The sequence below is a fragment of the Nocardia puris genome (genome assembly GCF_036051655.1).
Classification (GTDB): Bacteria; Actinomycetota; Actinomycetes; order Mycobacteriales; family Mycobacteriaceae; genus Nocardia; species Nocardia puris.
Window position 1 is genome coordinate 3,354,990 of sequence record NZ_CP107943.1, and the last position, 26,224, is coordinate 3,381,213.

26 protein-coding genes are annotated in these 26,224 nt (G+C 69.8%); 12 read left to right on the top strand and 14 right to left on the bottom strand.

Annotated elements, in window-relative coordinates; translation table 11 throughout:
* The first annotated feature begins 21 nt into the window (after nt 1-21).
* Nucleotides 22-2,070, top strand: coding sequence for a thioredoxin domain-containing protein (locus OHB21_RS15315; protein ID WP_232331721.1), 2,049 nt, complete (start codon nt 22-24; stop codon nt 2,068-2,070).
* Here the strand turns inward: OHB21_RS15315 and OHB21_RS15320 are convergent, their stop codons facing one another.
* Nucleotides 2,071-3,639 carry an adenylate/guanylate cyclase domain-containing protein gene (locus OHB21_RS15320; protein WP_084537531.1) on the bottom strand — a complete coding sequence of 523 codons (1,569 nt, stop codon included), beginning with the start codon at nt 3,637-3,639 and terminating at the stop codon, nt 2,071-2,073.
* Nucleotides 3,640-3,729: 90 nt separating this feature from the next.
* A complete protein-coding gene (trhA, locus tag OHB21_RS15325; protein WP_324191991.1) occupies nt 3,730-4,404 on the bottom strand; it encodes a PAQR family membrane homeostasis protein TrhA in 675 nt (224 codons plus the stop codon).
* A 116-nt stretch (nt 4,405-4,520) separates the two neighbouring features.
* On the opposite strand from trhA, the gene OHB21_RS15330 reads away from it, so the two are divergent.
* Both OHB21_RS15330 and OHB21_RS15335 read left to right on the top strand, forming a co-directional pair.
* On the top strand, nt 4,521-5,339 hold the full coding sequence (locus OHB21_RS15330) for an isoprenyl transferase (RefSeq protein WP_067508267.1): 819 nt from the start codon (nt 4,521-4,523) through the stop codon (nt 5,337-5,339).
* 29 nt (nt 5,340-5,368) lie between these two features.
* Nucleotides 5,369-5,965 (top strand): hypothetical protein, encoded by a 597-nt coding sequence (locus tag OHB21_RS15335; RefSeq protein ID WP_324191970.1) that lies wholly within the window; start codon nt 5,369-5,371, stop codon nt 5,963-5,965.
* Between the two features lie 109 nt (nt 5,966-6,074).
* On the opposite strand, the gene coaA is transcribed toward OHB21_RS15335, so the two are convergent.
* Nucleotides 6,075-7,007 (bottom strand): type I pantothenate kinase, encoded by a 933-nt coding sequence (gene coaA / locus OHB21_RS15340; protein ID WP_067508269.1) that lies wholly within the window; start codon nt 7,005-7,007, stop codon nt 6,075-6,077.
* 209 nt (nt 7,008-7,216) lie between these two features.
* On the opposite strand from coaA, the gene OHB21_RS15345 reads away from it, so the two are divergent.
* Nucleotides 7,217-8,413, top strand: coding sequence for a DUF885 domain-containing protein (locus tag OHB21_RS15345; protein ID WP_067508271.1), 1,197 nt, complete (start codon nt 7,217-7,219; stop codon nt 8,411-8,413).
* Nucleotides 8,414-8,709: 296 nt separating this feature from the next.
* Here OHB21_RS15345 and OHB21_RS15350 read toward each other — a convergent pair whose 3' ends face one another.
* Both OHB21_RS15350 and OHB21_RS15355 read right to left on the bottom strand, forming a co-directional pair.
* Nucleotides 8,710-9,147 (bottom strand): nitroreductase/quinone reductase family protein, encoded by a 438-nt coding sequence (locus tag OHB21_RS15350; RefSeq protein ID WP_232331723.1) that lies wholly within the window; start codon nt 9,145-9,147, stop codon nt 8,710-8,712.
* An 11-nt stretch (nt 9,148-9,158) separates the two neighbouring features.
* Nucleotides 9,159-9,611 (bottom strand): PaaI family thioesterase, encoded by a 453-nt coding sequence (locus OHB21_RS15355; RefSeq protein WP_195141991.1) that lies wholly within the window; start codon nt 9,609-9,611, stop codon nt 9,159-9,161.
* A 93-nt stretch (nt 9,612-9,704) separates the two neighbouring features.
* Here OHB21_RS15355 and OHB21_RS15360 point away from each other — a divergent pair, with 93 nt between their 5' ends.
* On the top strand, nt 9,705-10,274 hold the full coding sequence (locus OHB21_RS15360; RefSeq protein WP_228789034.1) for a TetR/AcrR family transcriptional regulator: 570 nt from the start codon (nt 9,705-9,707) through the stop codon (nt 10,272-10,274).
* Nucleotides 10,275-10,357: 83 nt separating this feature from the next.
* Entirely contained in the window at nt 10,358-11,653 is a 1,296-nt protein-coding gene (glyA, locus tag OHB21_RS15365; RefSeq protein ID WP_067508274.1) for a serine hydroxymethyltransferase, read from the top strand.
* A gap of 160 nt (nt 11,654-11,813) precedes the next feature.
* Here the strand turns inward: glyA and OHB21_RS15370 are convergent, their stop codons facing one another.
* The 4 genes from OHB21_RS15370 to OHB21_RS15385 all read right to left on the bottom strand — a co-directional run bounded on the left by OHB21_RS15370 (nt 11,814) and on the right by OHB21_RS15385 (nt 16,124).
* On the bottom strand, nt 11,814-12,446 hold the full coding sequence (locus OHB21_RS15370) for a mycothiol-dependent nitroreductase Rv2466c family protein (protein WP_067508276.1): 633 nt from the start codon (nt 12,444-12,446) through the stop codon (nt 11,814-11,816).
* Nucleotides 12,447-12,819: 373 nt separating this feature from the next.
* The gene (locus tag OHB21_RS15375; protein WP_195141992.1) at nt 12,820-13,539 is read right to left on the bottom strand and encodes an ESX secretion-associated protein EspG; all 720 of its coding nucleotides are present in this window, start codon (nt 13,537-13,539) and stop codon (nt 12,820-12,822) included.
* Nucleotides 13,539-15,164, bottom strand: a complete 1,626-nt coding sequence (locus OHB21_RS15380) for a hypothetical protein (RefSeq protein WP_195141993.1) — start codon at nt 15,162-15,164, stop codon at nt 13,539-13,541. Before OHB21_RS15380 ends, OHB21_RS15375 begins: the two co-directional genes overlap by 1 nt.
* A gap of 198 nt (nt 15,165-15,362) precedes the next feature.
* The gene (locus OHB21_RS15385) at nt 15,363-16,124 is read right to left on the bottom strand and encodes an FAD-dependent monooxygenase (RefSeq protein ID WP_324191971.1); all 762 of its coding nucleotides are present in this window, start codon (nt 16,122-16,124) and stop codon (nt 15,363-15,365) included.
* Nucleotides 16,125-16,308: 184 nt separating this feature from the next.
* On the opposite strand from OHB21_RS15385, the gene OHB21_RS15390 reads away from it, so the two are divergent.
* On the top strand, nt 16,309-17,037 hold the full coding sequence (locus OHB21_RS15390) for a TetR/AcrR family transcriptional regulator (protein ID WP_195141994.1): 729 nt from the start codon (nt 16,309-16,311) through the stop codon (nt 17,035-17,037).
* A gap of 9 nt (nt 17,038-17,046) precedes the next feature.
* Nucleotides 17,047-17,493 (top strand): limonene-1,2-epoxide hydrolase family protein, encoded by a 447-nt coding sequence (locus tag OHB21_RS15395; RefSeq protein WP_067508284.1) that lies wholly within the window; start codon nt 17,047-17,049, stop codon nt 17,491-17,493.
* Here OHB21_RS15395 and OHB21_RS15400 read toward each other — a convergent pair.
* A complete protein-coding gene (locus OHB21_RS15400) occupies nt 17,472-17,744 on the bottom strand; it encodes a hypothetical protein (RefSeq protein ID WP_067508286.1) in 273 nt (90 codons plus the stop codon). The two genes, OHB21_RS15395 and OHB21_RS15400, sit on opposite strands and share 22 nt — an antisense overlap.
* 316 nt (nt 17,745-18,060) lie before the next feature.
* On the opposite strand from OHB21_RS15400, the gene OHB21_RS15405 reads away from it, so the two are divergent.
* The 3 genes from OHB21_RS15405 (at nt 18,061) to OHB21_RS15415 (ending at nt 21,136) form a co-directional block, all read left to right on the top strand.
* Nucleotides 18,061-19,467: a PhoH family protein gene (locus OHB21_RS15405; protein WP_067508288.1), complete on the top strand. Its 1,407-nt coding sequence runs from the start codon at nt 18,061-18,063 to the stop codon at nt 19,465-19,467.
* Nucleotides 19,468-19,600: 133 nt separating this feature from the next.
* Nucleotides 19,601-20,170, top strand: coding sequence for an LGFP repeat-containing protein (locus OHB21_RS15410; protein WP_195124763.1), 570 nt, complete (start codon nt 19,601-19,603; stop codon nt 20,168-20,170).
* A gap of 93 nt (nt 20,171-20,263) precedes the next feature.
* On the top strand, nt 20,264-21,136 hold the full coding sequence (locus OHB21_RS15415; protein ID WP_067508293.1) for an acyl-ACP desaturase: 873 nt from the start codon (nt 20,264-20,266) through the stop codon (nt 21,134-21,136).
* 49 nt (nt 21,137-21,185) lie between these two features.
* Here OHB21_RS15415 and OHB21_RS15420 read toward each other — a convergent pair whose 3' ends face one another.
* The 4 genes from OHB21_RS15420 to OHB21_RS15435 form a co-directional block, all read right to left on the bottom strand.
* A complete protein-coding gene (locus OHB21_RS15420; protein WP_195141995.1) occupies nt 21,186-22,589 on the bottom strand; it encodes a class II fumarate hydratase in 1,404 nt (467 codons plus the stop codon).
* Nucleotides 22,590-22,938: 349 nt separating this feature from the next.
* Nucleotides 22,939-23,085 carry a zf-TFIIB domain-containing protein gene (locus OHB21_RS37505; protein ID WP_407675243.1) on the bottom strand — a complete coding sequence of 49 codons (147 nt, stop codon included), beginning with the start codon at nt 23,083-23,085 and terminating at the stop codon, nt 22,939-22,941.
* Between the two features lie 7 nt (nt 23,086-23,092).
* Nucleotides 23,093-23,989 carry an aminoglycoside phosphotransferase family protein gene (locus OHB21_RS15430; RefSeq protein WP_228789038.1) on the bottom strand — a complete coding sequence of 299 codons (897 nt, stop codon included), beginning with the start codon at nt 23,987-23,989 and terminating at the stop codon, nt 23,093-23,095.
* A gap of 421 nt (nt 23,990-24,410) precedes the next feature.
* Nucleotides 24,411-24,983 carry a DUF4245 domain-containing protein gene (locus tag OHB21_RS15435; RefSeq protein ID WP_067508342.1) on the bottom strand — a complete coding sequence of 191 codons (573 nt, stop codon included), beginning with the start codon at nt 24,981-24,983 and terminating at the stop codon, nt 24,411-24,413.
* 131 nt (nt 24,984-25,114) lie between these two features.
* Between OHB21_RS15435 and glpX the strand changes: the two genes are divergently transcribed.
* On the top strand, nt 25,115-26,158 hold the full coding sequence (gene glpX / locus OHB21_RS15440; RefSeq protein WP_067508299.1) for a class II fructose-bisphosphatase: 1,044 nt from the start codon (nt 25,115-25,117) through the stop codon (nt 26,156-26,158).
* Nucleotides 26,159-26,224 lie beyond the last annotated feature (66 nt).

Genomic DNA, 26,224 nt, shown 5'->3' on the forward strand with positions numbered 1-26,224 from the left:
GAGGTGTGGGAGGCTGGCAGGGTGAATCGATTGGCCGGTGCGACCTCGCCCTATTTGCGTCAGCATGCCGACAATCCCGTGCATTGGCGGGAGTGGGATGCGGGGGCGTTGGCGGAGGCGGCGCGGCGGGATGTGCCGATTCTGCTGTCGATCGGGTACGCGAGCTGCCACTGGTGCCATGTGATGGCGCACGAGTCGTTCGAGGACGAGGCCACAGCGGCGCTGATGAACGACAACTACGTGTGCGTGAAGGTGGATCGCGAGGAGCGGCCCGATCTGGACGCGATCTACATGAGCGCGACCGTCGCGATGACCGGGCAGGGCGGGTGGCCGATGACGTGCTTCCTCACCCCGGCCGGGGAACCGTTCTACTGCGGCACGTACTACCCGAAGGCGCCGCGCGGCGGCATGCCGTCGTTCACGCAGTTGCTGACCGCCGTCATCCAGACCTGGCGCACCCGCCGCGACGAGGTGGACAAGGCATCGACGCAGGTCACCGAGGCTCTGCGCGCGAACACCGCCGGCCTGCCCGACGCCGATCTCACCATCACCGCCGAACTGCTGAACCACACCGCGGCCACCGTGCTGCGCGACGAGGACCCCGAGCACGGCGGGTTCGGCGGCGCGCCGAAGTTCCCGCCCTCGGCGCTGCTGGAGGGTCTGCTGCGCGGCTGGGAGCGCACCGGCGACGACCGGATCGCCGAGGTGGTGTGGCGCGCGGCGGAGGCGATGGCGCGCGGCGGCATCTACGACCAGCTGCGCGGCGGGTTCGCGCGCTACTCGGTCGACGCCGCCTGGGTGGTGCCGCATTTCGAGAAGATGCTCTATGACAATGCCCAATTACTGCGCGTCTACGCCCATCTCGCGCGCCGATTCCCCGGCGGGGAACGAGAAGCGTTGGCGCTGCGCGTGGCTCGCGAGACGGTCGACTTCCTGCTGAAGGATCTGGGCACCGAGCACGGCGGGTTCGCCTCGGCGCTGGACGCCGACACCCATCTGGAGCCGGGCGGTCCCGGCGTCGAGGGCGCCACGTACGTGTGGACGCCCGCCGAACTCGTCGGTGTGCTCGGCCCGCGCGACGGCACCTGGGCGGCGGAGTTCTTCGGCGTCTCCACGGGAGGCAACTTCGAGCAGGGCACCTCGGTGCTCACCCGCTACCGAGACCCCGACGACCTCGAGTTGCTCGAGCGCGTGGTGGCCCGGCTCAGCGCCGAACGCGACACCCGCCCGCAGCCCGAGCGCGACGACAAGGTGGTCACCGCGTGGAACGGCATGGCGATCACCGCGCTCGCGGAAGCCGGTGCGGCACTGGGCCGTCCGGACTGGGTCGCGGCCGCCGACCGCTGCGCGCGGTTCCTGCTGGCCGAGCACGTGGTGGACGGTCGCGTGCGGCGAGCCTCGCTCGGCGGGCGGGCGGGGGCCTCGCCCGGCGTGCTGGAGGACTACGCGTGGCTGGTCACCGGGCTGCTGGCGCTGTATCAAGCCGACGGCGACCCGGGCCATCTCACCGACGCGCAACGTCTGCTGGACTCGGCCATCGAGCATTTCGCCGATCCCGACGCCCCCGGCAGCTGGTTCGACACCGCCGATGACGCGGAGGTTCTCGTCGCCCGCCCCCGCGATCCCGTCGACGGCGCCACCCCGGCCGGTGCGTCCTCGCTTGCCGAAGCCCTGCTCACCGCCGCGGCCCTCAGCGACCCCGACCGCGCGATCCGCTACCGCGACCTGGCCGACCGGACCCTCGCCCGCGGTGCCGTGGTCCTCGCCCGTGCCCCGCGCTCGGCCGGTCAGTGGCTGGCGGTCGCCGAAGCCGCCCTGCGCGGCCCGATCCAGGTCGCGATCGCCGTCTCGGCCGAAACCGCCGACACCGCAACGGAACTCCTCTCCGCCTCCCGCCACTGGGCACCGGGCGGTTCGGTGATCCTGGCCGCGCCACCGGATTCGGCTCCGCTGCTGGCCGAACGCCCGCTGGTCGGCACCGCCCCCGCCGCCTACATCTGCCGGGGCTCGGTGTGCGACCTCCCGGTGACGACGGCCGACGCGATTCAGGAGTCCTTGGCCCGCAGGTGATCACCCCACCTCGGGTTCGGCCGCCGACCCGTGGATCTCGGTCATCGCGCTGACCGGCGGTTCCTCCGTGACCACCGGAGGCGGGACCGGTGTCGCGCCGATGATGTCGGTCCAGCAGGTGGTCGGCTCCGCCATACCGCGCAACAGGATGTCGTCGTAGCGGGTCCAGCGGGCGCGTTCGGCGGCGTCGGCGGCCTCGATCACCGCGCCGCTCACCAGGATTCGACGCGGCACCGTCTTCGCCTCGGTGGTCAGGCGAGCCGCTTCGTTCACGGCGTCGCCGATGACGGTGTATTCCAGGCGGGTGTCGCTGCCCACGTCGCCCGCGAACACCCGCCCGTGCGCCACGCCGATGCCGATGTCGAGTTCCCCGACCTCGGTCACCTCGTCGCGGATGCGCCGGGCCGCCCGCAGCGCGGGAGTGGCGTTGTCGCGCAACGCGATCGGCGCGCCGAAGACGCACAGCGCCGCGTCGCCCTCGAACTTGTTGACCAGCCCGCCGTTCTCCTCGGTGGCCGCCACCACGATGGTGAGCAACCGGTTCAGCTTCGCCACGAACTCCTGCGGCGCCAGCCCGGTCGACAGCTCCACCGACCCCGTCACGTCCACGAACAGCGCCGAGACCACCCGCACGTCGCCGGTGAGGTCCATGCCGCCGGCCAGCGCGCGCTCGGCCACCTCCGCGCCGACGTGCCTGCCGAACAGATCGCGCATGCGCTCGCGTTCGCGCAGGTTCGCGGCCAGTTCGTTCACCGAATGCTCCAGCCGCCCGATCTCACCGCTGCTGGTGACGGGCACCCGCGCCTCCAGCTCGCCGCGCCCGATCAGATCCAGCGCCAACCGCAGCGTGCGCAGCGGGAAGGCGACGGCGCGGGCCAGCAGTGCCGTCGCCAGCGCGCCCACCCCGATGCTGACGGCGGCCAGGTAGATGCCGGTGCGCACGCGGTCGGCGGGTGTGGCGACCTTGTCGGCCAGCACCACGATCAGCATGAGCAGCGGCAGCGCGCCCGCCACCGCCCAGGTGAGCAGCAGCCGCACCAGCACCGACGAACTCCAGTGGACGGTGGTGCCCAGCACCGCCGTGAGCACGGGAATGGTCGGGCGGATCAGCCGGTCCACCATCAGGAACGTCACCGCGGCGGTCTCGAACGCGCCGATGGTGAACAGCGCGGCCGTCACGGCGGGATCGTGTTCGGTGAGGTGGGAGAAGGTGACGGTCGCGACCACCACGCCGGGAATCCACAGCGCCAGCGCGCGCAGCGACACCGCCATCGGCAGGCGCAGCAGCCTGCGCGCCTCCTCCGTGGTCGGTCTGCGGGTCTGGTCCAACCAGCCGAAGTACGCGGCGCGGTCATGCACCGCCATCACCAGGCCCACCGCGAAGCCGAACACGGGGTAGATGCCGATGATCAGCAGGGCGCGCACCCAGTCGGTGCCGAGCCTGCCCAGGAAGCCGCTCAGCACCAGCAGCGTGAAGATCACCGCGAGGCCGCTGAGGTGGGCGGCGGTCAACAGTGTCGCCAGACCCCACCGCGCCTTGAGCGCCCAGACGACGAGCTTCGCGATCACGGCAGACGGGTGCGGCCGGGCGGCCGCGGGGCGACAGGTGACACGAACGACGAGCTTATCCGTCACACCCGCGCCGAGGGCGCGAACGCGTCAGCGCAAGACGACCAGCCAGATCGCGATGTAGTGGCACAGCGCGGCGAGCACGGTGGCGGCGTGGAAGAACTCGTGGTGCCCGAACACCTCCGGCCACGGGTTGGGCCATTTGGTGGCGTAGAGGATGGCGCCGATGCTGTAGACGAGCCCGCCGATGACGAGCAGGATCAGCGGCGCGAGCCCGATCCGGTCGTAGAGCTGCCCGGCCACCGGCACGATCGCCCAGCCCAGCAGCAGATACAGCGGTACGCCCACCCAGCGTGGCGCGGTGGGCCACAGCAGCTTCAGCGCGACGCCGGCGAGCGCGCCCGCCCACACCACGGCCAGCAGCGTCTGCCCGGTGCGCCCCGGCAGGCCGAGCAGCGCGAACGGGGTGTAGCTGCCCGCGATGAACAGGAAGATCATCGAGTGGTCGGCGCGCTTCATCCGGATGCGAGTGCGCACCGACTTCCAGGTGATGCGGTGGTAGACGGCGCTGATGCCGAACAAGCCGCACACGGTGACGCCGTAGACGAACGTGGACCAGCCCGCCGTCGCCGACACGGTGGCGGCGGTGGCGACCAGCACCGCCACCGCGATCGCGGCGATGCCGACGGCCCACGTGTGGATCCAGCCGCGCATGCTCGGTTTGACGAGCGCGGCCAGCGCTTCGGCGGGCGACGTGCCGAGCAGCTCCGGGTCTGCGGTGCCGACGGGTTCGGACACGGATAACCTCCTGGTGAACCGGCGAGTAACCTACGCTAGCGTAGGTTATCGGTCTCCGCCAGCGCCCCACGCTATCGCGGTCGATGCCGGTATCGCGTCGGCGAGGCGTACTGTTGGACGCCGTGGAGCTTCGGAGTCGGGTGCGCGTGCTGCCGTATCGCATCTACGAGGCCCGGCTGTCCAAGCAGCTGGCCGGAAAACAACACCCACGCCACGTCGCGGTGATGTGCGACGGCAATCGCCGCTGGGCGCGCGAGAACGGGTTCACCGACGTCAGCCACGGCCATCGGGTCGGCGCGCTGAAGATCGCGGAACTGGTCGGCTGGTGTTCGGACGCCGGCATCGAGATGGTCACCGTCTACCTGCTCTCGACGGAGAATCTGCAGCGCGATCCCGACGAGCTGGAGACGCTCTTCGAGGTCATCACCGACGTGGTGGAGGAGCTGTCGGCGCCGGATCGCGAGTGGAGCGTGCGGATCGTCGGCTCGCTGGACGGGTTCCCCGAGCTGATCGCCAAGCGGCTGCGCACCGCCGCCGAGCGCACCGAGGGGCGTCAGGGCGTGCACGTGAACGTGGCGGTCGGCTACGGCGGCAGGCAGGAGATCACCGACGCGGTGCGCTCGCTGGTGCGCCAGGAGATCGCGGCGGGGGAGACCGGGGAGGATCTGGTCCAGTCGATCACGGTGAACGCCATCGGCCAGCATCTCTACACCTCCGGGCAGCCCGATCCGGATCTGGTCATCCGCACCTCGGGCGAGCAGCGGCTGTCCGGGTTCCTGCTGTGGCAGAGCGCGTACTCCGAGATCTGGTTCACCGAGGTGTACTGGCCGGAGTTCCGCCGGGTGGACTTCTTGCGGGCGTTGCGCGATTACGCGGCCCGTCATCGCCGTTTCGGCATCTGAAACGATAATATTCCAGTACCGTCCGGTCCGTGCATGTTCTGACGCAGACCCCGCGGGTGCCGGTTGCCGCACCGGAGCGCCCGATCAGCTACGAGGAGTTCGGCCGCCGCTTCCTCGAGTACGCCGTCTCCGAGGAGCGCATCGCGGCCGCGTTCGCCGCGCTCACCGGCACCGCCTTCGACGTCGGTCCGATCCGGGTCGGGCCCGCCCGGCTGGCCAAGGTCGCCGCCCACGTGCGGCTCGGGGAACCGCTCGTGCACCGTCGCGTCGACGAGATCATCGACTTCGGGTTGGTGCTGCCGCTGCGCGTGGGCCTGCTGGTCGATCTCGGTATCGACCGGCACCGCTTCGAGGTGGACGGCGCCATCCAGCTGCGCCTGGCCGCCCGCACCGCCGAGCCCCTGCGCGTGCTCATCGACATCGCCGACCCGCATCCGCGCGACGTGCGCGTCAACGTGGCCGCGGGCACGAAACGCGCCCAGCTCCTTCGTCACCTGGTGGGCGTGGACGAGGAGATCCGCCGCTTCGTCGCCACGTATCTCAGCGCCGAACTCCGCAAACCTCACATCGCCGCCGTCCTCGATATCGACGTGGCGACCCGCCTGGATCAGGCCTGGGCATTGTAGATCGGGAGTTTGTGCACCCCAGTGGAATTCGATTCTATGTAGCTATTCCCGCTGCCGCGCGGGGTGTTCGGTGCGCCGGTGCCTGTAATGCCCGGTATGTCTGAATATTTCAGAGTTTCCGCAAGCGGAGCCTGTTGATGCTGTGGTCGGCGTCCTTGCGCAGGACGAGGGTGGCGCGCGGCCGCGTCGGCAGGATGTTGTCGACGAGGTTGGGGCGGTTGGTGGAGTTCCAGATCTCCTTGGCGGCGGCGGTGGCCTGTTCGTCGGTGAAATTGGCGTAGTGGTGGAAATGGGCGTCGGGGTCGGCGAACGCGGTGGCGCGCAGCGTGAGAAACCTTTGCACGTACCAGTTCTCGATGTCCTCGATGCGGGCGTCGACGTAGATGGAGAAATCGAACAGATCCGAGACCATCAAACGCGGACCCGTCTGTAAAACGTTGAGCCCCTCCACGATCAGGATGTCGGGATGGCGCACGCAGTGCAGTTTGCCCGGCACGATGTCGTAGGAGATGTGCGAGTACACCGGCGCGCACACCTCGGACGCACCGGATTTCACCTCGGTGACGAAGCGCAGCAGCTTGCGGCGGTCGTAGCTCTCCGGGAATCCCTTGCGGTGCATGATCCCACGCCGGGTGAGTTCCGCGGTCGGGTAGAGGAACCCGTCGGTTGTGACCAAATCCACACGCGGATGGTGATCCCAGCGCGCCAGCAACGCCTGCAACACACGCGCCGTGGTGGACTTCCCGACCGCGACACTGCCCGCCACGCCGATCACGAAGGGCACCTGGCGGTCCGGATGCGTCTCCCCGAGGAATGTCGCGGTGGCCGCGAAAAGCCGTTGCCTGGCGGCGACTTGGAGGTGGATCAGACGAGCGAGCGGCAGATAGACCTCGGCCACTTCCTCCAGGTCGATCTGTTCGCCGAGACCGCGCAAACCGATGAGTTCTTCCTCGGTGAGCACCAGGGGAGTCGATTTGCGAAGGGTTCGCCACTGCTTCCGGTCGAATTCCACATACGGACTCGGCTCGCTCATTCGTGCCACTTACCCGACGCTCCGTTTCGGCAAACACGCACTCCTGTCGGGTCCCCCCGGTGAGATTCGGTCCAGCTCTTGCCGCATGGACGAATTGTTCCCCCGGTACCGGCGCGGGGTGAAACGGGGGGTCCCGCTACCGGTTGGTAACCGCCCGGACGTGCGGTGATCATCACAGCGCCTAACACGCGCGCGCGTGCGCGCTAGGGTCGGCCGGTATGGAAGCGCATCCGCTCGTCACCGAGTACCTGCGGCTCGGTCTAGCCTTCGATCGCCTCGAATCCGGTTTCGTGGACGCCTACACCGGCGATCCCCAATTGCGCAGGGACAGCGAGAACGCACCCGCGCCGCAGCCGCGCGAGCTGGCCCGCAAGGCCGCCGATCTGCGCTCGGCGCTGCCCGACGCGGGCCTGGTCCCGGAGCGCACCGAATTCCTGGACGCGCACCTGCGCGCGCTGGAGACCTCCGCGCGCAAGTTCGCCGGCGAGGACATCCCGTTCGTCGAGGAGGTCCGCTCCTACTTCGACGTCGACATCGCGCCCGGCGACGAGGCCGACTACCGCGAGGCGCACCGTCGCATGGACGAGGTGCTGGCCGGCGACGGCACGCTGGCCGAACGCGTCGCCGCGCACCGCAAGGCCGACGAGATCCCGCCGGAGCGGCTGCGCGACTGCGTGGAGGCGTTCTCCGGCGCGCTGCGCGAACTGGTCCGCGCCCGCTATCCGCTGCCCGACCACGAACACGTCGCCTACGAGGTGGTCGGCGACAAGCCGTGGTCCGGATTCAACTACTACCTGGGCGATTACCGGTCGACGGTCGCGATCAACTCGGACCTGAAGCAGCACATGGCGAACCTGCCGCATCTGATCGCGCACGAGTCCTATCCGGGCCACCACACCGAGCACTGCCGCAAGGAGGCCGGGTTGGTGGCGGCGGGACAGGCGGAACAGACGCTGTTCCTGGTGAACACGCCGCAGTGCCTGATGGCGGAGGGTCTGGCCGATCTGGCCCTGCGGTCGATCGTCGGCCCCGGCTGGGGTAAGTGGGCGCAGGAGATCTACGCGGATCTCGGCTTGCGTTTCGACGGGGAACGCGCCGAGCGGCTGGCCGAGGCGTCGGCGCAACTGCTCGGTGTGCGGCAGGACGCGGCGCTGCTCCTGCACGACCGCCGCCTCGACGAGACCGAGGTGGCGGAGTTCCTCCAGCGGTGGAATCTGTTGCCGCCGGAGCGGGCGCGCCAATCGCTGCGGTTCCTCTCCTCGCCGCTGTGGCGGGCCTACATCAGCACCTACGTGGAAGGGTATCGGTTGCTCGGCGGGTGGCTGGATCGCGCGGCCGACGCCGACGACCGGGCCGAGCGCTTCCGGCGGCTGCTGGACGAGCCGCTCACACCCGCCGCCGTGCGCCGGATGTGAGCGGCCGCGCCGTCACTGGATGATCGCGCAGCCCTGGCCGGACGAGATCGAACAGATCAGCCAGGAGATGGTGCGCAGCAGCGCTTCGATCGGGTTGTTGGGCACGGAGACCGGGTGCAGCATGGGTGACACTTCCTTCGGATGGTCGGGCGTGACGTACACCCGGTAGACCGGTCCGCGCCGGGCCTCTCGTTACCCGTTGTCCTGCCCCGAATATTCGGGTCGACAGACGTATTCCCAGCTCAGGGCGGTTCGCTCGGTCCGGGCGATGCCTACGGGTGATCGCCGGACCCCGGTCAGGACGTGAAGGTGATGCGCACCGAGACCGGGTCGGTCTCCAGCGCCCGCACCGTCCACGCGACGGCCGACCGCATGATCCGCCCGTCGGCGAAGGTCCGCGCCCGCGCCACCACGTCGTCGTCCGGGACGAATTCGGCGGTGCCGGTGTACCAGCGGTCGCCGCGGCGGATGCGCACCTGCGGGTCGGCGGCGATATTGCGCGCCCAGCCCGCCCGCTGCCCGTGCTGGCAGATGACCCAGGCGCCGTCGTCGTCGAAGGTCGCGGTCACCGGCACCCGGCGCGGCAGTCCGGTCTTCGCGCCGGTCGTCTCGAGTTCGGACACCAGCTTGGACCGGATGCCGACGCGGTCGAGCGCGGCGACCGCCGGATTGGCGAGGTAGCGGCCGATGAACCGCTCCCGCTTGAACTTTCGCAGACTCGTCGAGGTCGGCACGGTGGGCTCCTTCAGCGGAAGATGACGCAGGTGGTGGTGGCGTGCGCGACGAGCCGGCCCTCGGCATCCAGGACGCGGCCCTCGGCGGTGGCGGTGGTGCGACCCACGTGGATGGTGGTGCCGGTGGCGGTGAGCTTGCGCCCGTCGGTGGGGACGGCGCGGATGTAGTTGATCTTGAGTTCGAGCGTGCTGTAGCCGACGCCGGCCTCCAGCGTGGTGTGCACGGCGCAGCCCATCACCGAGTCGAGCAGCGTGGCGCAGATGCCGCCGTGCGTGGTGCCCAGCGGGTTGGCGAACTCGGGCCGGGTGTGCAGCGCGAACGTCACGCGGCCGTGCTCGATCTCCTCGACCTCGAAGCCGAGCAGATCGCCGATGACGGGCGGGCGGTCCTCCAGCGCCAGCGCGGTGCGCAGCAATTCGAGCCCGGAGAGCTGGGCCGGATCGATCGGGGCGGCGGTACTCATGGGTGATTCCGTCCTTTCGGTGAACCGATCGGTCCACATCTGTCATGATTGCAACATGGACCGATCGGTCCACGCAAGCGGAAGGAGCGACGCATGGGTATGGGGCCGCGCGACCGGCTGATCGAGGGCGCCATCGAGCTGGTGCGCGAACACGGGGTGCACGGCGCCGGACTGGCCGCCCTGCTCGAACGCAGCAACACCTCGCGCAATTCGCTCTACCAGCACTTCCCGTCCGGCAAGGGCGAACTGGTCGAGGCGGCGACCAAGGCGGCGGGGCGGCGGATGTCGGCGTTGCTCACCGGCGTCACCGCGCAGGGTGCGCCGGCCGACTGGCTGGCGACGCTCGTCGACTGGTGGAAGCAGACCCTGGAGACCAGCGATTTCACCGCGGGCTGTCCGGTGGTGGGCGCGGCGCTGGCCGAATCGGAGCCGCGCGCGCAATCGGCTGCGGGCGAGGTCTTCGGCGACTGGACCGAACTGCTCGCCGCCGCTCTCGCCGAGCACGGGGTGGGCGCCGAACGGTCGCGCTCGCTGGCGAGCTTCGTCATCAGCGCGATCGAGGGCGCCATCGTGCAGTCCCGCGCGGGCAAGACGACCCGCCCGCTCGACGACGTGGCGGCCAACCTCGCGCTGCTGCTCGACGCCGGACCGCCGCGGACCTGAGGCCGGATGTGTGCCATATCACCCCGCGGTCACCGGTCGAACCCCGCGTGATCTGCGCCGACGCGGCCCCATAGACTGGGCCGGTGACGCAGACGACCGCCTCTGTCAATTCCCAGTCCCTCGGTGAGCTCGATCCCGAGCTGGCTGCCGCGATGGCAGGCGAGCTCGCCAGGGAGCGCGACACCCTCGAGATGATCGCCTCGGAGAACTTCGTGCCCCGCGCGGTGCTCCAGGCCCAGGGCAGCGTGCTCACCAACAAGTACGCCGAGGGCTACCCCGGCCGCCGCTACTACGGCGGCTGCGAGCACGTCGACGTCGTCGAGACGCTCGCCCGCGACCGCGCCAAGGAACTCTTCGGCGCCGAATTCGCCAACGTGCAGCCGCATTCCGGCGCGCAGGCCAACGCCGCGGTGCTGATGGCGCTGATGAACCCCGGCGAGAAGCTGCTCGGCCTCGACCTCGCGCACGGCGGTCACCTGACCCACGGCATGCGCCTGAACTTCTCGGGCAAGCTCTACGAGGTCCACTCCTACGGGGTGAGCAAAGAAGACCACCGGATCGACATGGACGAGGTCCGCAAGATCGCGCGGGAGGCGCAGCCGCGCGTGATCGTCGCGGGCTGGTCGGCCTACCCGCGCCACCAGGATTTTGCCGCGTTCCGCGAGATCGCCGACGAGGTCGGCGCCTACCTGTGGGTCGATATGGCGCACTTCGCCGGCCTGGTGGCCGCCGGGCTGCACCCCTCGCCGGTGCCCTACGCCGACGTGGTCTCCTCCACCGTGCACAAGACCCTGGGCGGCCCGCGCTCCGGCCTGATCCTGGCCAAGCAGGAGTGGGCCAAGAAGCTCAACAGCGCCGTGTTCCCCGGCCAGCAGGGCGGTCCGCTCATGCACGCGATCGCCGCGAAGGCCGTGGCGTTCAAGATCGCGGGCACCCCGGAGTTCCGTGACCGTCAGGAGCGCACGCTCTCGGGCGCGAAGATCCTGGCCGAGCGCCTCACCGGCGCCGATGTGGCGGGCAAGGGGGTCAGCGTGCTGACCGGCGGCACCGATGTGCACCTGGTGCTGGTGGATCTGCGCAACTCGCAGCTCGACGGCCAGCAGGGCGAGGATCTGCTGCACGAGATCGGTATCACGGTGAACCGCAACGCCGTTCCGTTCGACCCGCGCCCGCCGATGGTCACCTCCGGCCTGCGCATCGGCACCGCCGCGCTGGCCACCCGCGGTTTCGGCGACGCCGAGTTCACCGAGGTCGCTGACATCATCGCCACCGCGCTCGCCGGCGGTTCCGATGTGGAGACGCTGCGCGGCCGCGTCACCGAACTCGCGCAGAGCGTGCCGCTGTACCAGGGTCTGGAAGACTGGAACCTGCTGGGCTGAGCCCGTTTTCGTCGAGCGCTCCCGTGCCGTTGGTGCGGGGGCGCTCGGCGTTTTCCGTGGAGGTCGAGTTCCGCGGTAGCTCACGTGGGTGGCGGTCGGCGTTCAGTGGATGCCGAGATTCGCTGTAACCGACGACAAGTGGGTGGTGCCGCTCGGCGTTTCAGTGGAAACTCAACTCGCGCAGGCGGGTTCGTTTGAGTTCGAAGAAGTGCCGGTGGGCGGTGAGCAGGCGGACGCCGTCGAAGAGGTCGAGGGCGTCGCGTCCGCGCGGGACGGCGCTGAGCACCGGGCCGAAGCAGGCCGCGCCGTCGATGCGGAGGACGGGTGTGCCGACGTCGGTGCCGACGGCCGCGATGGCCTCGGCGTGCTCCGCGCGCAGGGTGGCGTCGGCGGCGGTGATGTCGGCCGGTGGCTCGAGGCCGATGGTGTGGAGAGCGGCGTCCACGGCAGTGGTGAGCTGAGTCGCCCACGGCCGCTGATCTTCTCGGGCGGCGATGACGATGTCGGTGTGGGCGGGCGTGAAGAATGTGCGCCCGAACTCGCGGTAGAACCGGGTGAACGTGGCCTCCCCGTGCGCGGCGCGTATCCCGGCGGCGAGATGGGTGAGCCGGTCGGCGACCGCTAGCTGCGCGCGGTAGTCGGGTGCGGGGGCGGTGTTGAGCAGGTGAAGGCTCATCAGGCGCAAGCGCAGCGCGATCGGCCTGCGCTGATGCACTTCCTCGCTGAGCCACCGGTACGCGATCCAGGTGTACGGGCACGCCGGATCGACGAACAGCTCCACACGGTGCACCATGGGGTCACCCCTTCGGGAGTTGGTCAGCTTATCTGATCAATATAGTCAGATAAGCTGACCAATTCAAGGGCTGGCCGTCAGGTGATCACTGCTCGAAGACCTTCTTCTGCGCGGCTTTCGCGGCAGTGTGCGCGGTCGCCGTCTGCTCGAAATCGCCACGCTGTCCGCGTGCGCGCCGCCGTCGCGCCGCGTTCACGCGTCGCGCGCTGGAGGCCGCCGCGTGCGGCGCTGACGGCGTCGTCGGTAGTGGCTCCCATCGAACGCGTCGCCCTGTCGAGGGCGTCGTCGTCCGGACCGATTCGAGTGACAGGCAGGGAACCCCTCAGGTGATTGTGCAAGTTACGAGCATCGCTGTCCCGAGCGGGGCGTCCGCTCATCGGTCGAGGCGGGCGCGGGTGCGGACTATGGACTCGTCCAGGTAGCGGATGATGTCGGTGCTGCGGGCGGGGCGGATCATGAGGGAGCGGTTGGCGGGGACTTCGCAGTAGCGGCCGTCGGGGGTGTCGATCCAGCGGATGCGGCCCGTGCGTTGTGGGGTGGCATTGCGGGGGCCGAGCAGGACGGTGGCGGCGCCGCGGGTGGTGTATTTCTGGCGCCAGAAGCGGTGGTAGCGCTCCCTGGTGTCGTTGTCGGCGGCGCGGTCGCCTGCGATGTCGTCGAGTAGGTAGCCGCGTTCGGCGACGGTGCCCGGCGGCGGATCGGGCAGCAGCCGCACGAGTTCGGTAGCGAGCTGGTCGACGCGACAGCGACGCACTTGGATCTTCCCGCCATCGGGCGCCGGGTTCTGGAATGCGACCATGCCCGCACCCGCGCGGTTCCCGCAGCCGATACCGCGCATCTCGATCCCGCCCTTGCGGTTGTCGATGCCAAGGAGTTCGACGCGCCAGTCGGGGTGGGCCAGCACGTGCAGGCAGCGGTGCAGCGGCGTGTGCTCCTCGTCCTCCAGTTCGGCGCGGAAATCCCTTTGGTAGTCGCGGTATTCGCGCAGACCGGGGTAGCGGCTGGTGAAGCGGAACGGGAACGGCATCCGATCCAGTCCGGTGCCGAACCACAGCGCCGCGAATTGCTCGGACGAGAACGTCCAGCGGCTCATCAGTCGGCCCCCAGGGCGGGCGGCACCGTCTTGGGGATCTCGCCGATCAGTTCTCGACCGTGCTCTTCGGAGCGGAGGTACCGGGCCGTGTCGTGTTCGCCGTCCTCCTCCTTTCGCGCCCGGGGTGCGGCGGCGAACGCACCGGCGTAACCCGGTGCGCCGGGAAGAGAAGGTCGGGGTTGGCCGGGCTGTGGCTGGGGAGTCGTGGGTGTGGCGGCGACCGACGAGCCCGGCGCGGGTGGGGGAGTGGGGAGACCGGTGCTGCCCGTCGGAATGCCTGGGCGGGAAGGGGTTTCCGGTGTGGGGGAGAAGCCTGGCGGTGCGGGTTGGCCTGTGTATGCGGGTGCGGGCGTTGGTGTGGGGCTTGCGATGGGGGTGGTGCCGATGGGTGACGTGGGTGCTGGGCCGGGCTGGTATCCCTGCGGTTGGTGTGCGGGTGGCTGTGAAAGCGACTGCGCGGTAACCGAGTTCGACGGGGTGGTGTCGTTCGGTGTGGACGTGCCCGGGGCCGGGTGGTTGTTACCCGGTTGGTCACCGGAGTTCGTCTCGCCGCCACCGGGTCGCGGGACACCGTCCGACGATCGATCATCCGTGGCGTGGTCCGGATCTGTCACGGGGTCCGTACCGCTCGGATTCTCCTGTGCGGCCGGATCCTCCGGGTTCTGGTCCGGCGACTCGCTCTCGGGGGTCGCACCCGGCTCGGCCTGGTCGTCGCCCGACTGGTTGGCGGGATCGCCCTGGGCCTCGGATTGATCGTCGGGCCGGCCCTGTTCGCCGGGCTGGTCGCCGCCCAGCAAGGAGTCCTGCGAGCCTTGCGTGGAATTTTCGGGTCGATTCCCGCCTGCGCCGTCACCGTCGTCCCCGGCGGGATTCGTATCCACCTCCGAGTTCGCACCCTGATCCGCGTCGATTCCCTGATCGGCATCGGTGCCTGCACCCGTACCGGTTCCTTCGCCCGCATCAGTTCCGTGACCCGCACCGGTTCCGTGACCGGCATCAGCTCCCTGATCCGCGCCGCTGTCCGGTTCGCGACCGGCGTCCGTACCCCAGCCCTCCTCGCCCCCCGGATCGCCGGATCCGCCGCTCCACACCCCGAGCAGCGGACCCCAACCACCACCCGCCCCCGACGAAGACGCGAACGGCTCCGGCAAGGTCGGCAGACTCCCCGCGACGCGCAGAAACGGCTCGATATACAGCGCGTGCATATCGTCGCGCGCCTGTTCCTCCGCCGAATTACGTTCCCCCGCTGCAGTTTCCGACCCGCCCGGTTCGGGAATGGCGGCCTTGAACCGCGCAGCCGCTTCCCCCGCCGCGACGATCGGCTCGCTCTGCGCCCCCAACGCCGCGCCCAGGTCTCCCAGTCCCGCGACGAACTCGCGCACGTGCCGCGCGGCCGACTCCGCCGCCTCGCCTTCCCAGCCCTGTTCCATCGCCTGCGCCGCCGCCGCGCCGAACTCCTCGCCCGCCCCCGCGACCGTGGCCGCCAGTGCCGCCCACGCTCGGCTCGCGGCACCGGCCGCACCGGGGTCCATACCGTCGGCCGCGGCCTTGATCTCGGCGTGGGTGAGGCTGTGCGCGTTCTCGGGATCGGTGATCGCCCGCCCGTCCGTGCCTCGCACCGTCATCTCGACGCCCCTTCGTCAGTGCTCGTTTGACCCTATAGACGCACCCACTCCCCGCCGGGTTCCACTGAAACGCAATCGATTACCTCTGATCACCGCTACCTCTGATCACCGCGCCGCGACGGCCGGATAGTCGATCAGGTCGATGTCCTCGGCGGCTTTGTCGCCGACCCCGCGTCATGAGCGCGAACAGCGGCGAGTTCACGAACCGGTTGCGCAGCCGGATGCCCGTCGCGGTCCGCGGGGCCAGGAACCGCCCGGGATTCGTCTGCCCGCCGAGCTGGGCGTAGCGGCGTCAGCATGCGGGGGATCTCCCAACCCAGTCCCGCGAAGCCTTCCCGGACGATACGTCGCTGCGCGTCCACATCGTCGCGCATAGGCGAATTCGTCGGACGCGAAAAGGTAGAATTGCTGGGCTTTCGGCCCGCCACTCATCGCCAGTCGGCCGGGCGCGTTGAAGCCGTATGCGGTGAGGCGATCACGGTTCTGCTCATCACCCCACGGACTCGCGGCGGCGACGCAGTTGTAATACCCCAGGTGCTTGACGTGTTCGCGCTCAGGCCCGAACGCCAGATGCCTGACCCGGGAATGTACTCCGTCCGCGCCGATGACCAGATCGAACGTCTGCGGCGCACCGTGTTCGAAGGTGACCCGCACACCGTCGCTCGCCTCCGACAGGTCCGCAATCGTGTCGCCGAAGACGTACGTGCAGGTGTCCGCCGTGTGGCGATAGAGGATTTCGGCGAGGTCGCCGCGCTGGATCTCCACATCGCCACCGGTGAACTCGCCGGGCAGCGTCGCGCGGCGTCGATCCTTTTCGTCGACGAATACGAAGTCCGTCGTGCCGGTGCGCTGTCGATGTACCTCGTCCCAGATGCCCATACGTTCCAGCACGGTGCGGTGGGTGCGGCCTTTGAAGTCCACGGCCTGCACGCCCGGTCGCGGCGCGGCGGCGCGTTCCACGACGGTGACGGTCCAACCGAATCGTGCAGCCAATAGGCCGTCGCGGGCCCGGCGATACCGGCACCGGAGATGAGCGCGCGCATGAGGTCTCCAATCTACTGCGTCCGACGGAATCTGTTTCCGATGGACGCAAATTAGCGTATGGTAGACACAGTTACCTGGTCAACCCCCGGAGGAGCCGCCGATGACGTCGCCGAGCACCGGCGAATTGCTATGGGGCACCGCGCGACCGGCCCGCCGCGGTCCGAAACCCGCGCTCACGCTCGGCGGCATCGTGGACGCCGCGATCGGGCTGGCCGACGCCGACGGACTGGCGAACCTGTCGATGCAGCGGCTCGCTGAGCGTCTCGGCTTCACGAAGATGTCCCTGTACCGCTACGTGCCGGGAAAAGAGCAGCTCACCGCCCTGATGCTGGACGCGGCCATGGGGGAACCGCCGTCCCGCGCGAGTGACTCGTGGCGAGCGGGTCTGCGCGACTGGGCGCACGCGTTGTTCACGCGCTACCGCGCGCACCCGTGGGCCCTGGAACTCGCCGTCGGCCCGCGCCCGATCGGCCCGAACGAGATGGGCTGGCTGGACGCGGCGTTGCGGGCCATGGACGGCACCGGGATGACCGGCCCGGAGCGGCTCGACACCGTCGTCCTGCTCAGCGGCCACGTCCGCGCCCTCGCCCAGCAACTGGGCACCGCCTCCGACGACGTCAGCGCCGACCGCATCCAGTCCGCTTATCGCGACACCTTCGCGGCCGCGGGCGACCGCTACCCCGCGGTTCTCGCCGCGTTCGCGGAGGAGGCCGAACAGGAAAGTTCCGGCGCCGCACTGGACTTCGGCATCGACCGCATCCTCGACGGCCTGGCCGCCCTGATCGCGAATCGGGCCATCTCGAACCCGCCGACGCCCGGCTCGGCCTAGAGTCGAGAAATGTCCGAGGAACTCGACCTCCAGCAGGACTCGATCACCACGGTGCGGGAGTTCTTCGCCGCGCTCGGGCTCGGCGCCGTCGACGAGGCGCTGGAACTGCTCGCCCCGGACGCGGTATGGCGGAACACCTCGCTCCCCGATATGCGCGGTGCGATGGTGGGGCGGGTGCTGCGCGGCCTGGAGCGGCCGTGGCTGGGTTTCGACGTGCGCATCCACCACATTGCCGCCGACCGCGACGTCGTGCTCACCGACCGCACCGACATCCTGATCTTCGGCCCGCTGCGCGTCGAGTTCTGGGTGGCGGGCACGTTCGAGCTACGCGACGGCCGAATCACGCTGTGGCACGACCACTTCAGCTGGGAGAACCTGCTGCGCGGGGTCGCGGTGGGCGCCGCACGAGCCGCTCTGGGACGCGGCCGCCAGCGTCAGGAATGCTCGACCAAGTAGTCCAGGTAGTACGGCCGCAACTGTTCGGCAAGCGCCCCGTCCCCGGCGTGGATGTAGTCGTCGATGAGCGGGAGCACGTACTTGATCTCGGCCTCGCTCTCGCCGAGATTGCCCGCGGCGGCCTCCGCGGCGGGGATGCGGGTGAGCAGTTTCCACAGGTATTTGACGTCCCCGCGCCGCACCGCCAGCCGCACCGCGCGGTCGTGCAGTTCCTTGGACGACAGCTTCTCGAGTTCTTCCTGACCGGCCATGTCAGCGACTCTATCCGGCGGGGGTGACCTGCGGGAACACCCTGGCGAACGGGACGTGCGATGCGCCCGTTAACGGGATCTTCACCGACACGCCTATTCGTCGGCGAGCGCGGACCGGGTGGTCGGCGGTAGCGTCGGTGGTGCGGGTCGCGTCGGTGTGGTCCGTACGGGAGGTCCTGACCGTGACTGAGCTACTCAGTACGAGGGGGCCGGCACCCGGCCCTCGTGGCATCTGACGCAAGTCGGGTCCATCAGGACGGACCGGTCCAGCGAGATCGTCCGCACGGGTGCCGCGCGGACACAAAAGGAGCCCACCGTGACTGCTGCACGCTCCGTTTCCGCCCCCTCGGCGCCCTCCCGTTCCGCTGGTTCGGACGCCGCTGTCTCTTCCGACACCAAGGGGGACCGCCCCTCGCACACCCGTCACGCCGGTGCCAAGACGTTCGTCATCGATACGTCGGTCCTGCTCTCCGATCCCTGGGCGTTCACCCGGTTCGGCGAACACGACGTCGTGCTTCCGCTGGTCGTCATCAGCGAACTCGAAGGCAAGCGGCATCATCACGAACTGGGCTGGTTCGCGCGGGAGGCCCTGCGCAACCTGGACGATCTGCGCCTGCAGCACGGCAGGCTGGATCAGCGGGTGCCGATCGGCACCGAGGGCGGAACGCTGCAGGTGGAACTCAATCACACCGACCCCTCCGTGCTCCCGGTGGGCTTCCGCACCGACAGCAACGATTCCCGCATCCTGGCCTGCGCGCTGAACCTCTCCGCCGAGGGCCGCCGCGTGGTGATGGTGTCCAAGGACATCCCGCTGCGCGTCAAGGCGAGCGCGGTCGGTCTGCACGCCGACGAGTACCACGCCCAGGACGTGGTGACCTCCGGCTGGACCGGTATGACCGAGATCGACGTGGTCACCGACCGCATCGACCAGCTCTATGCCGAATCGGTGGTGGATCTGGAGGAGGCGCGAGAACTGCCGTGCCACACCGGCGTCCGGCTGCTCGGCCCGAGTTCCAGTGCGCTGGGCCGGGTCACGGCGGACAAGCGCGTGCAGCTGGTGCGCGAGCGCGAGGCGTTCGGCCTGCACGGCCGCTCCGCCGAACAGCGCATCGCGCTGGACCTGCTGCTCGACGAGAGCGTCGGCATCGTCTCCCTCGGCGGCAAGGCGGGCACCGGCAAGTCGGCGCTGGCGCTGACCGCCGGTCTCGAGGCCGTGCTGGAGCGCCGCACCCAGCGCAAGGTGGTGGTGTTCCGCCCGCTGTACGCGGTCGGTGGCCAGGATCTGGGCTACCTGCCCGGCACCGAGAGCGAGAAGATGGGCCCGTGGGCCCAGGCGGTCTTCGACACCCTCGACGGGCTGGCCTCGCCGGAGGTGATGGAGGAGGTGCTCAGCCGCGACATGCTGGAGGTGTTGCCGCTCACCCACATTCGGGGCCGCTCGCTGCACGACTCCTTCGTGATCGTCGACGAGGCGCAGTCACTGGAGCGCAATGTGCTGCTCACCGTGCTCAGCAGGCTCGGCACCGGATCGCGGGTGGTGCTCACCCACGACGTCGCCCAGCGCGACAACCTGCGCGTCGGCAGGCACGACGGTGTGGCCGCGGTGATCGAGAAGCTCAAGGGGCACCCGCTTTTCGCGCACATCACGCTGACCCGCAGCGAGCGTTCGCCGATTGCGGCGCTCGTCACCGAGATGCTGGAGGAGTACGGGCCCAACATGTGATAGCCAGGTGCGTGTTTCACACCACAGCGGGTGGGTAGACTCCGCCGAGTTACCCAGTTCGGGCGCGGTCCGGCGGGTCGTCTCACGATTCGCCGGGCCGTTGCCCGTTGTTGCCTACTCGAGAGGGGACCACATGCACCACGCTCGACGCACGGCTGGATTCACCATCGCACTCGCGGCCGCCGGCCTGCTGATCGCCGGTTGCGGCGACGACACCGACGGCGACGGCGACAGCGCCACCACCACGACCGCCGCCGCGGCCACGACCACGCACGCGGGCGACCACACCACCTCCCCGGACGGCACCGCGATGCCGGCCCCCGGCGGTGCGGCGGGCGAGCAGACCACCATCGCCACGCCGGGCGGCGCCGAGGTCACCATCTCCGGGGACATCTACGAGAAGTACCTCGAATCGGGCGGCCTGACCGGTCCGCTCGGCGCCCCCGAGGAGGCCGAGGAGACCGGCCCGAACAACGGCCGCTACCAGGACTTCGTCGGCGGCACCATCTACGAGCCGGAGGAGGGCGAACCGCACATCGTGTGGGGCCTGATCCGCGAGGCGTGGGAGGAGAACGGCGGCGCCAACGGCGACCTCGGCTATCCGACCAGCGACGAGACCGACGTCCCCGGCGGCAAGCAGAGCGAGTTCACCGGCGGCACCATCACCTGGATCAACGGCGAGATCACCGTCACCCGGAATTAGTGATTCGTCACGACACCCGCGGCCCGTTCGCGGGTGTCGTGACGGTTCGATGTCCGTAGTGCCCCGCTGCGGGGCCCGAGCAGCTAGGTTGTCATGGTGCAAAATCTCTGGACCGACCGCGAACTGCTCGAGCAGCTGGCGGACGAGGTGGAACTGAATCTGCGTCGCCACATCTCCGTCGCCGACGGCTGGCAGCCGCACGACTACGTGCCCTGGGACGACGGCCGCAACTTCGAGTTCCTCGGCGGCGTCGACTGGTCGCCGGAGCAGTCCGAGCTGAGCGAGGTCGCCAAGCTGGCGCTGACGGTGAGCGTGCTGATCGCCGACAACCTGCCCTCCTACCACCGCGAGATCGGCAAGTACCTGCGGATCGGGCCGTGGTGGCGCTGGGTCGGCCGCTGGACGGCCGAGGAGAACCGGCACGAGATCATGATCCGCAACTACCTCATGGTCACCCGGTCGGTGGATCCGGTGGAACTGGAGCGGCTGCGCATGGCGCACATGACCAACGGCTTCCGCCGCCCGCCGCTGCACCTGATCGATGTGCTCGCCAACTGCGCGTTCGAGGAGGCGGCCTCCGGCATCCGGCACCGCAACACCGCGGCGCTGAACGAGAACCCGATCGTCACCGCGATCGCCGAGCGCATCGCCGCCGACGACGAACTGCAGTCGGAGTTCTTCGCCGACCTGGTGGCGGCGGCGTTCGCGCTCACGCCCGATCAGACCATGCGCGCCATCGCCGATCGCGTGGCCGATTTCCACGTGCCCACCGCGCAGCTGCCCGACGGCCGTTCCAGCGACGAGCTGCTGGCCGAGGCCGGTATCTACGATCCGGCCAAGGAGGGTGAGCTGGTGTTCGCGCCGCTGCTGCGCCGCTGGAACGTCTTCGAGCGCACCGACCTCGGTGACGAGGGCCGTACGGCGCGCGCCGAGCTGGAGTACCTGCGGGAATTCCTGCCCGCGTGAGATCCGGTGGGAGGCCGGGCGGTGTCGCACCGCCCGGCCTTCGCCGTGTCTAGCCCTGCTCGCGCACCTTCGCCATGGACAGCACGTCGAGGCGGCGGTCCAGCTCCTCTTCGGTGAGCTTGTCGCCGATCAGGCCGCGGTCGATGACGGTCTGGCGGATGGTCTTCTTCTCCTTCAGCGCCTCCTTGGCCACGGCCGCGGCCTCCTCGTAGCCGATCGCCGAGTTCAGCGGCGTCACGATGGAGGGCGAGGACTCGGCCAGCGTGCGCAGGCGCTCCACGTCGGCGGTCAGGCCGCGCACGCACTTGTCGGCGAACAGGCGGGACACGTTGGCCAGCAACGTGATCGACTCGAGCACGTTGCGCGCCATCACCGGGATGTAGACGTTGAGCTCGAACGCGCCGCTCGCGCCGGAGAACGCGACCGCCGCGTCGTTGCCGATCACCTGCGCCGCCACCTGCGTCACCGCCTCGGGCAGCACCGGATTCACCTTGCCCGGCATGATCGAGCTGCCCGGCTGCAGATCCGGGAGCTGGAGTTCGGCCAGGCCGGTGAGCGGGCCCGACCCCATCCAGCGGATGTCGTTGGCGATCTTGGTGAGGCTCACCGCGACCACGCGCAGCGCGCCGGACAGCTCGACCAGGCCGTCGCGGGCGGCCTGGGCCTCGAAGTGGTCCTGCGCCTCCGACAGCGCGTCGATGCCGGTGGTGCGGACCAGTTCGGCCACCACCCGGGTGCCGAAACTGTCGGGGGCGTTGAGCCCGGAGCCCACCGCGGTGCCGCCGATCGGCAGTTCGCCCACGCGCGGCAGCGTGGCCATGGCGCGCTCGATGCCCGCCGCGATCTGGCGGGTGTAGCCGCCGAACTCCTGGCCCAGCGTCACCGGCACCGCGTCCATCAGGTGGGTGCGGCCGGACTTCACCACGGTGCGCCACTCGGTCGACTTGTCCAGCAGCGCCAGGCGCAGGTGGTCCAGGGCGGGCACCAGCTCCTTGATCACGGCCTCGGTGGCCGCCAGGTGCGTGGCGGTGGGGAAGGTGTCATTGGACGACTGCGACATGTTCACGTCGTCGTTGGGGTGCACGTCCACGCCGTTCGCCTTGGCGATGGAGGCGATCACCTCGTTGGCGTTCATATTGGAGCTGGTGCCCGAACCGGTCTGGAACACATCGATCGGGAACTGGTCGTCGTGCTTGCCCTCGGCGATCTCCGTCGCGGCGGCGATGATGGCGTCGGCCTTGGCGGCGTCGAGCAGCCCGAGATCCTTGTTCACCTTCGCGCACGCGGCTTTCAGCAATCCGAGCGCGCGAATCTGCGCCCGCTCCAGCCCGCGTCCACTGATCGGGAAGTTCTCCACGGCCCGCTGGGTCTGTGCCCGCCACAGAGCGTGCACAGGTACCCGGACCTCGCCCATGGTGTCGTGCTCGATGCGGTACTGCGTCTCCTCGGTCATGAACCCGACCCTATGCCGCGCGCGGGGCCTGTGGGGCTGCCACGCCTGAGCGGTTTGCCACAGGAACGGCCCCCGGAAGTCGGGTCGAAACCGACTCCCGGGCGGCTCCGTGTCGCGTGCCCCGGTCCGAGCGGGCGACTTGCTCGGCGAGCCGTTCTCCGGCCGGTGCGCGGCTGCCGTTTCCGGCGGACAGTGATCAGGACGAGAAGAGCATCTTGCCGAAGGCGCGGTGCTTGTGGTGATGGACGTAGCCGTAGTGCGGAGCGGGCGCGCCCCAGGCGGGGGCGGCGGGCGGCGCGACGGGCGCGACCGGGGGGCGGCGGAGCCGCGTAGCCGGCCTCGAGGCGGGTCAGATTCTCGAGCTCGCCGCAGTCCAGGAGATCCCCCGGCAGTTACCGCACTGCTCGATCTGCACCCTGCTGCGGTGGTAGGTCTGCATGAAACCCACACTTCGGACACTGCATTCCGGCCACGCTACTCGGATCCGACGACCTATGCGCGCATCACGATATGGCGTCTACGGCAGCAATCCGCCGGCACGCGTCCACCAAAGCCGTGTCCAGATCATCCAATTCGCGTCCAGACAGGGCGGCGGTGACGAGCGCGAGCGCCGCCGCCTGCACGGCGACCGCTCGTGCCGGGAGGTCCAGCGCCGCCCATTCGTCGCCCTCGGCGGGCACCGCGACACCACCCGCGTCGCGGTACGCCGTGAGAAAACGCTGCCAGGCGGCCGGTTCCAGCACGCCGGCCGCGAACATCGCGGCGGGGCGGGCGAGATCCCAAGCGGGATCGCCGATTCCGAGGTCGTCGATGTCGATCAGCCGCCAGCCGCCGTCCGTCACGCACACCAGCTGGCCCAGGTGGAAGTCGCCGTGCGTCAACGCCCGGCCCGCCGAATTCAGTTCCGGCAATCGAGCGAATGCGTGGCACACGACCTCGGCGGCGGCGCTGTGCACCGCGTCGCCCGCGTCCCGCAACCGCCGCACCGCGCGCCGCACACGGCCGGGTCCGCCCGCTCGCGGCAAACCCCGCCCCCGCGTTTCGGTTCCGTGTAACCGCGCCAGGAGCGCGGCCGCCTCCTCCCACGGCGCCACGTCGGGATCGACCGGGTCGACCGGTTTCCCGTACGGCCACACCGTCAGCATCCGCCGCTTGCGCCAGGTGATCAGGGCCCCGGCCACCCGCACGGGCCGCAACAGCGGGCCGTGCGCGCCCGACTCCTCGGCCAGCGTGAGTCGCGAAACCAATTCCACCCCACAGGTTTCCGTCGCGTGCGCCTTCACGACCACATCCCCGGTCCGGACGACGAGAACGTCCGCCCGTTCCACCAGCACGGTGGGCGGCCCGTGACCCCCGCCCGCACCGACTCCCACTGCAACTGTCTCTTTGACGAGTTCCATTGCGCTGAAACGTAATTCATGCCCGACGATCACCTCCCCATCTTCCCCGCCGCGCCGGTCCCGCGCACCCGAACCCCATACGGAATCCACAATGCGACATCCCCGCTATCCCGCCGCGACACCACCGCTATCGGGTGGCCTGCCCGGATCCATTGGTGCGCACCATGTCACCGTGGGCGGCCGTGCTCGCCCTGGAAGCGGCGGCTCTCGCTCTTTGCCTGTCCAGGGTGGCTTCTACTGCGTACCGGCCACGGCCGTACCTGTCCGGATGCGTGGCTCTTTCAGTGTGCCGACCGGGAGGTGGCTCCAGCAGTGTGCCCGTCCGGGAGACGGCCGCCGCCGTGTGCGGGGCAGCGGCGCGCTCCTGCGGTGGTCCCGTCCCGGAGACAGCCCTACTGTGCTCCTGTCCGCCGGGCAGTCCCTACTGCGTGCGGGGGAGGGGGGTGGCGTTGGTGAGGGCGGTGGCGAGGGTGGTGAAGGATTCGTCGTTGCCCGCGCCCTTGATGACGATCCGGGCATCACCGAAGTCGGCGATCCAGGCGGTTTCCTCGGTGGGCTCGGTGTACACGACCCACTTCTGCTCGCCGATCTGCTCGGCGCCGGTGGCGTAGCGCGAGCCGAGCAGGAACCGGGCGAAGGACTCCTCGGTGGCGCTGCTCTGCGCGACCTGCATGTAGCGGCCCTGCGGGGTGAGGAAGCCGACCACGCTGACGGCGCCGCCGCCCTCGCCGGTGATGGTGTCGCGGCGGCCGGAGTTCGGCGTCCAGCCCTCGGGCAGGTCGGGGTTGCGGATCGGGAACGAGAGCGTGCGCGCGTCGGAGCCGAGCGCGGCGTCCACATCGAAGTTCGGGATCTGGCCCGGCGTCGGGCCCTGCGCGGCGAAGGTGCACTGACTGGCCAGCCCGGCGAAGACCACGACGATCAGCACCAGCGGGATCAGCGAGAAGAACAGATCCTTGTAGCTGTGCAGGATGCGTGGCTTTTGGTACGACACACTCCCAGTATCCACGGTGCCGGGATCGCCGGTCGCCGGGCACCCCACCGGCTCCGACCAGGGGTGCACGGGCGCGCCATCGCGGAATGAGACAATCGTCCGGTACGTACCAACCGAGGAGGCACCCCGCAATGACGGCATCTTCCCCCGCTCCCAGCCGCCGCGAGGCGCCCGACCGCAACCTGGCGCTCGAACTGGTCCGCGTGACCGAGGCGGGCGCCATGGCCGCCGGTCGCTGGGTGGGCCGCGGTGACAAGGAAGGTGGCGACGGCGCGGCCGTCGACGCCATGCGGCAGCTGGTCAGTTCGGTGTCCATGCGCGGCGTCGTGGTGATCGGCGAGGGCGAGAAGGACGAGGCGCCCATGCTGTACAACGGCGAGGCCGTGGGCGACGGCACCGGCCCCGACGTGGACTTCGCGGTCGACCCGATCGACGGCACCACGCTGATGTCGAAGGGTTCGCCGGGCGCCATCTCGGTGCTGGCGGTGGCCGAGCGCGGCGCCATGTTCGATCCGTCGGCCGTGTTCTACATGCACAAGATCGCGGTCGGCCCCGAGGCCGCCGATGTGATCGATATCTCGGCCCCGATCGGCGAGAACATCCGCCGCGTCGCGAAGGCGAAGAACTCCTCGGTCTCCGACCTCACCGTCTGCATCCTGGACCGGCCCCGCCACACCGAGCTCATCCAGCAGACCCGCGACGCGGGCGCGCGCATCCGCCTCATCTCCGACGGCGACGTCGCGGGCGCCATCGCCGCGGCCCGTCCCGAATCCGGCACCGACATCCTGGTCGGTATCGGCGGCACCCCCGAGGGCATCATCGCCGCGGCCGCGATCCGCTGCATGGGCGGCGAGCTGCAGGGCATGCTGGCCCCCAAGGACGACGACGAGCGCCAGAAGGCGATCGACGCGGGCCACGATCTGGACCGCGTGCTCACCACCTCCGACCTGGTCGCCGGCGAGAACGTCTTCTTCTGCGCGACCGGCGTCACCGACGGCGACCTGCTGCGCGGCGTGCGCTACTTCGGCGGCGGCGCGTCCACCCAGTCGATCGTGATGCGCTCCAAGTCGGGCACCGTCCGCATGATCGACGCCTACCACCGCCTGACCAAGCTGCGCGAGTACTCCTCGGTGGACTTCGACGGCGACGAGGGCGCGGTGCCGCCGCTGCCCTGATCGGCGTCGATACGCGGCCCGCGTTCCGAATCGGAGCGCGGGCCGTTGTCGTCGCGAGGACCGCGC

Excerpts from the sequence above, each read along its gene's own strand:
- OHB21_RS15375 (WP_195141992.1), bottom strand. The coding sequence starts at position 13,539 with ATGAGCCGCTGGACGTTCTCGTCCGAGCAATTCGCGGCGCTGTGGTTC.
- OHB21_RS15410 (WP_195124763.1), top strand. The coding sequence starts at position 19,601 with ATGCACCACGCTCGACGCACGGCTGGATTCACCATCGCACTCGCGGCC.
- OHB21_RS15360 (WP_228789034.1), top strand. The coding sequence starts at position 9,705 with ATGGGTATGGGGCCGCGCGACCGGCTGATCGAGGGCGCCATCGAGCTG.
- OHB21_RS15330 (WP_067508267.1), top strand. The coding sequence starts at position 4,521 with ATGCCGGTATCGCGTCGGCGAGGCGTACTGTTGGACGCCGTGGAGCTT.
- OHB21_RS15390 (WP_195141994.1), top strand. The coding sequence starts at position 16,309 with ATGACGTCGCCGAGCACCGGCGAATTGCTATGGGGCACCGCGCGACCG.
- OHB21_RS15415 (WP_067508293.1), top strand. The coding sequence starts at position 20,264 with ATGGTGCAAAATCTCTGGACCGACCGCGAACTGCTCGAGCAGCTGGCG.
- OHB21_RS15355 (WP_195141991.1), bottom strand. The coding sequence starts at position 9,611 with ATGAGTACCGCCGCCCCGATCGATCCGGCCCAGCTCTCCGGGCTCGAA.
- glpX (WP_067508299.1), top strand. The coding sequence starts at position 25,115 with ATGACGGCATCTTCCCCCGCTCCCAGCCGCCGCGAGGCGCCCGACCGC.
- OHB21_RS15345 (WP_067508271.1), top strand. The coding sequence starts at position 7,217 with ATGGAAGCGCATCCGCTCGTCACCGAGTACCTGCGGCTCGGTCTAGCC.
- OHB21_RS15420 (WP_195141995.1), bottom strand. The coding sequence starts at position 22,589 with ATGACCGAGGAGACGCAGTACCGCATCGAGCACGACACCATGGGCGAG.
- OHB21_RS15380 (WP_195141993.1), bottom strand. The coding sequence starts at position 15,164 with ATGACGGTGCGAGGCACGGACGGGCGGGCGATCACCGATCCCGAGAAC.
- OHB21_RS15400 (WP_067508286.1), bottom strand. The coding sequence starts at position 17,744 with ATGGCCGGTCAGGAAGAACTCGAGAAGCTGTCGTCCAAGGAACTGCAC.
- OHB21_RS15430 (WP_228789038.1), bottom strand. The coding sequence starts at position 23,989 with ATGGAACTCGTCAAAGAGACAGTTGCAGTGGGAGTCGGTGCGGGCGGG.
- OHB21_RS15395 (WP_067508284.1), top strand. The coding sequence starts at position 17,047 with ATGTCCGAGGAACTCGACCTCCAGCAGGACTCGATCACCACGGTGCGG.
- OHB21_RS15370 (WP_067508276.1), bottom strand. The coding sequence starts at position 12,446 with ATGGTGCACCGTGTGGAGCTGTTCGTCGATCCGGCGTGCCCGTACACC.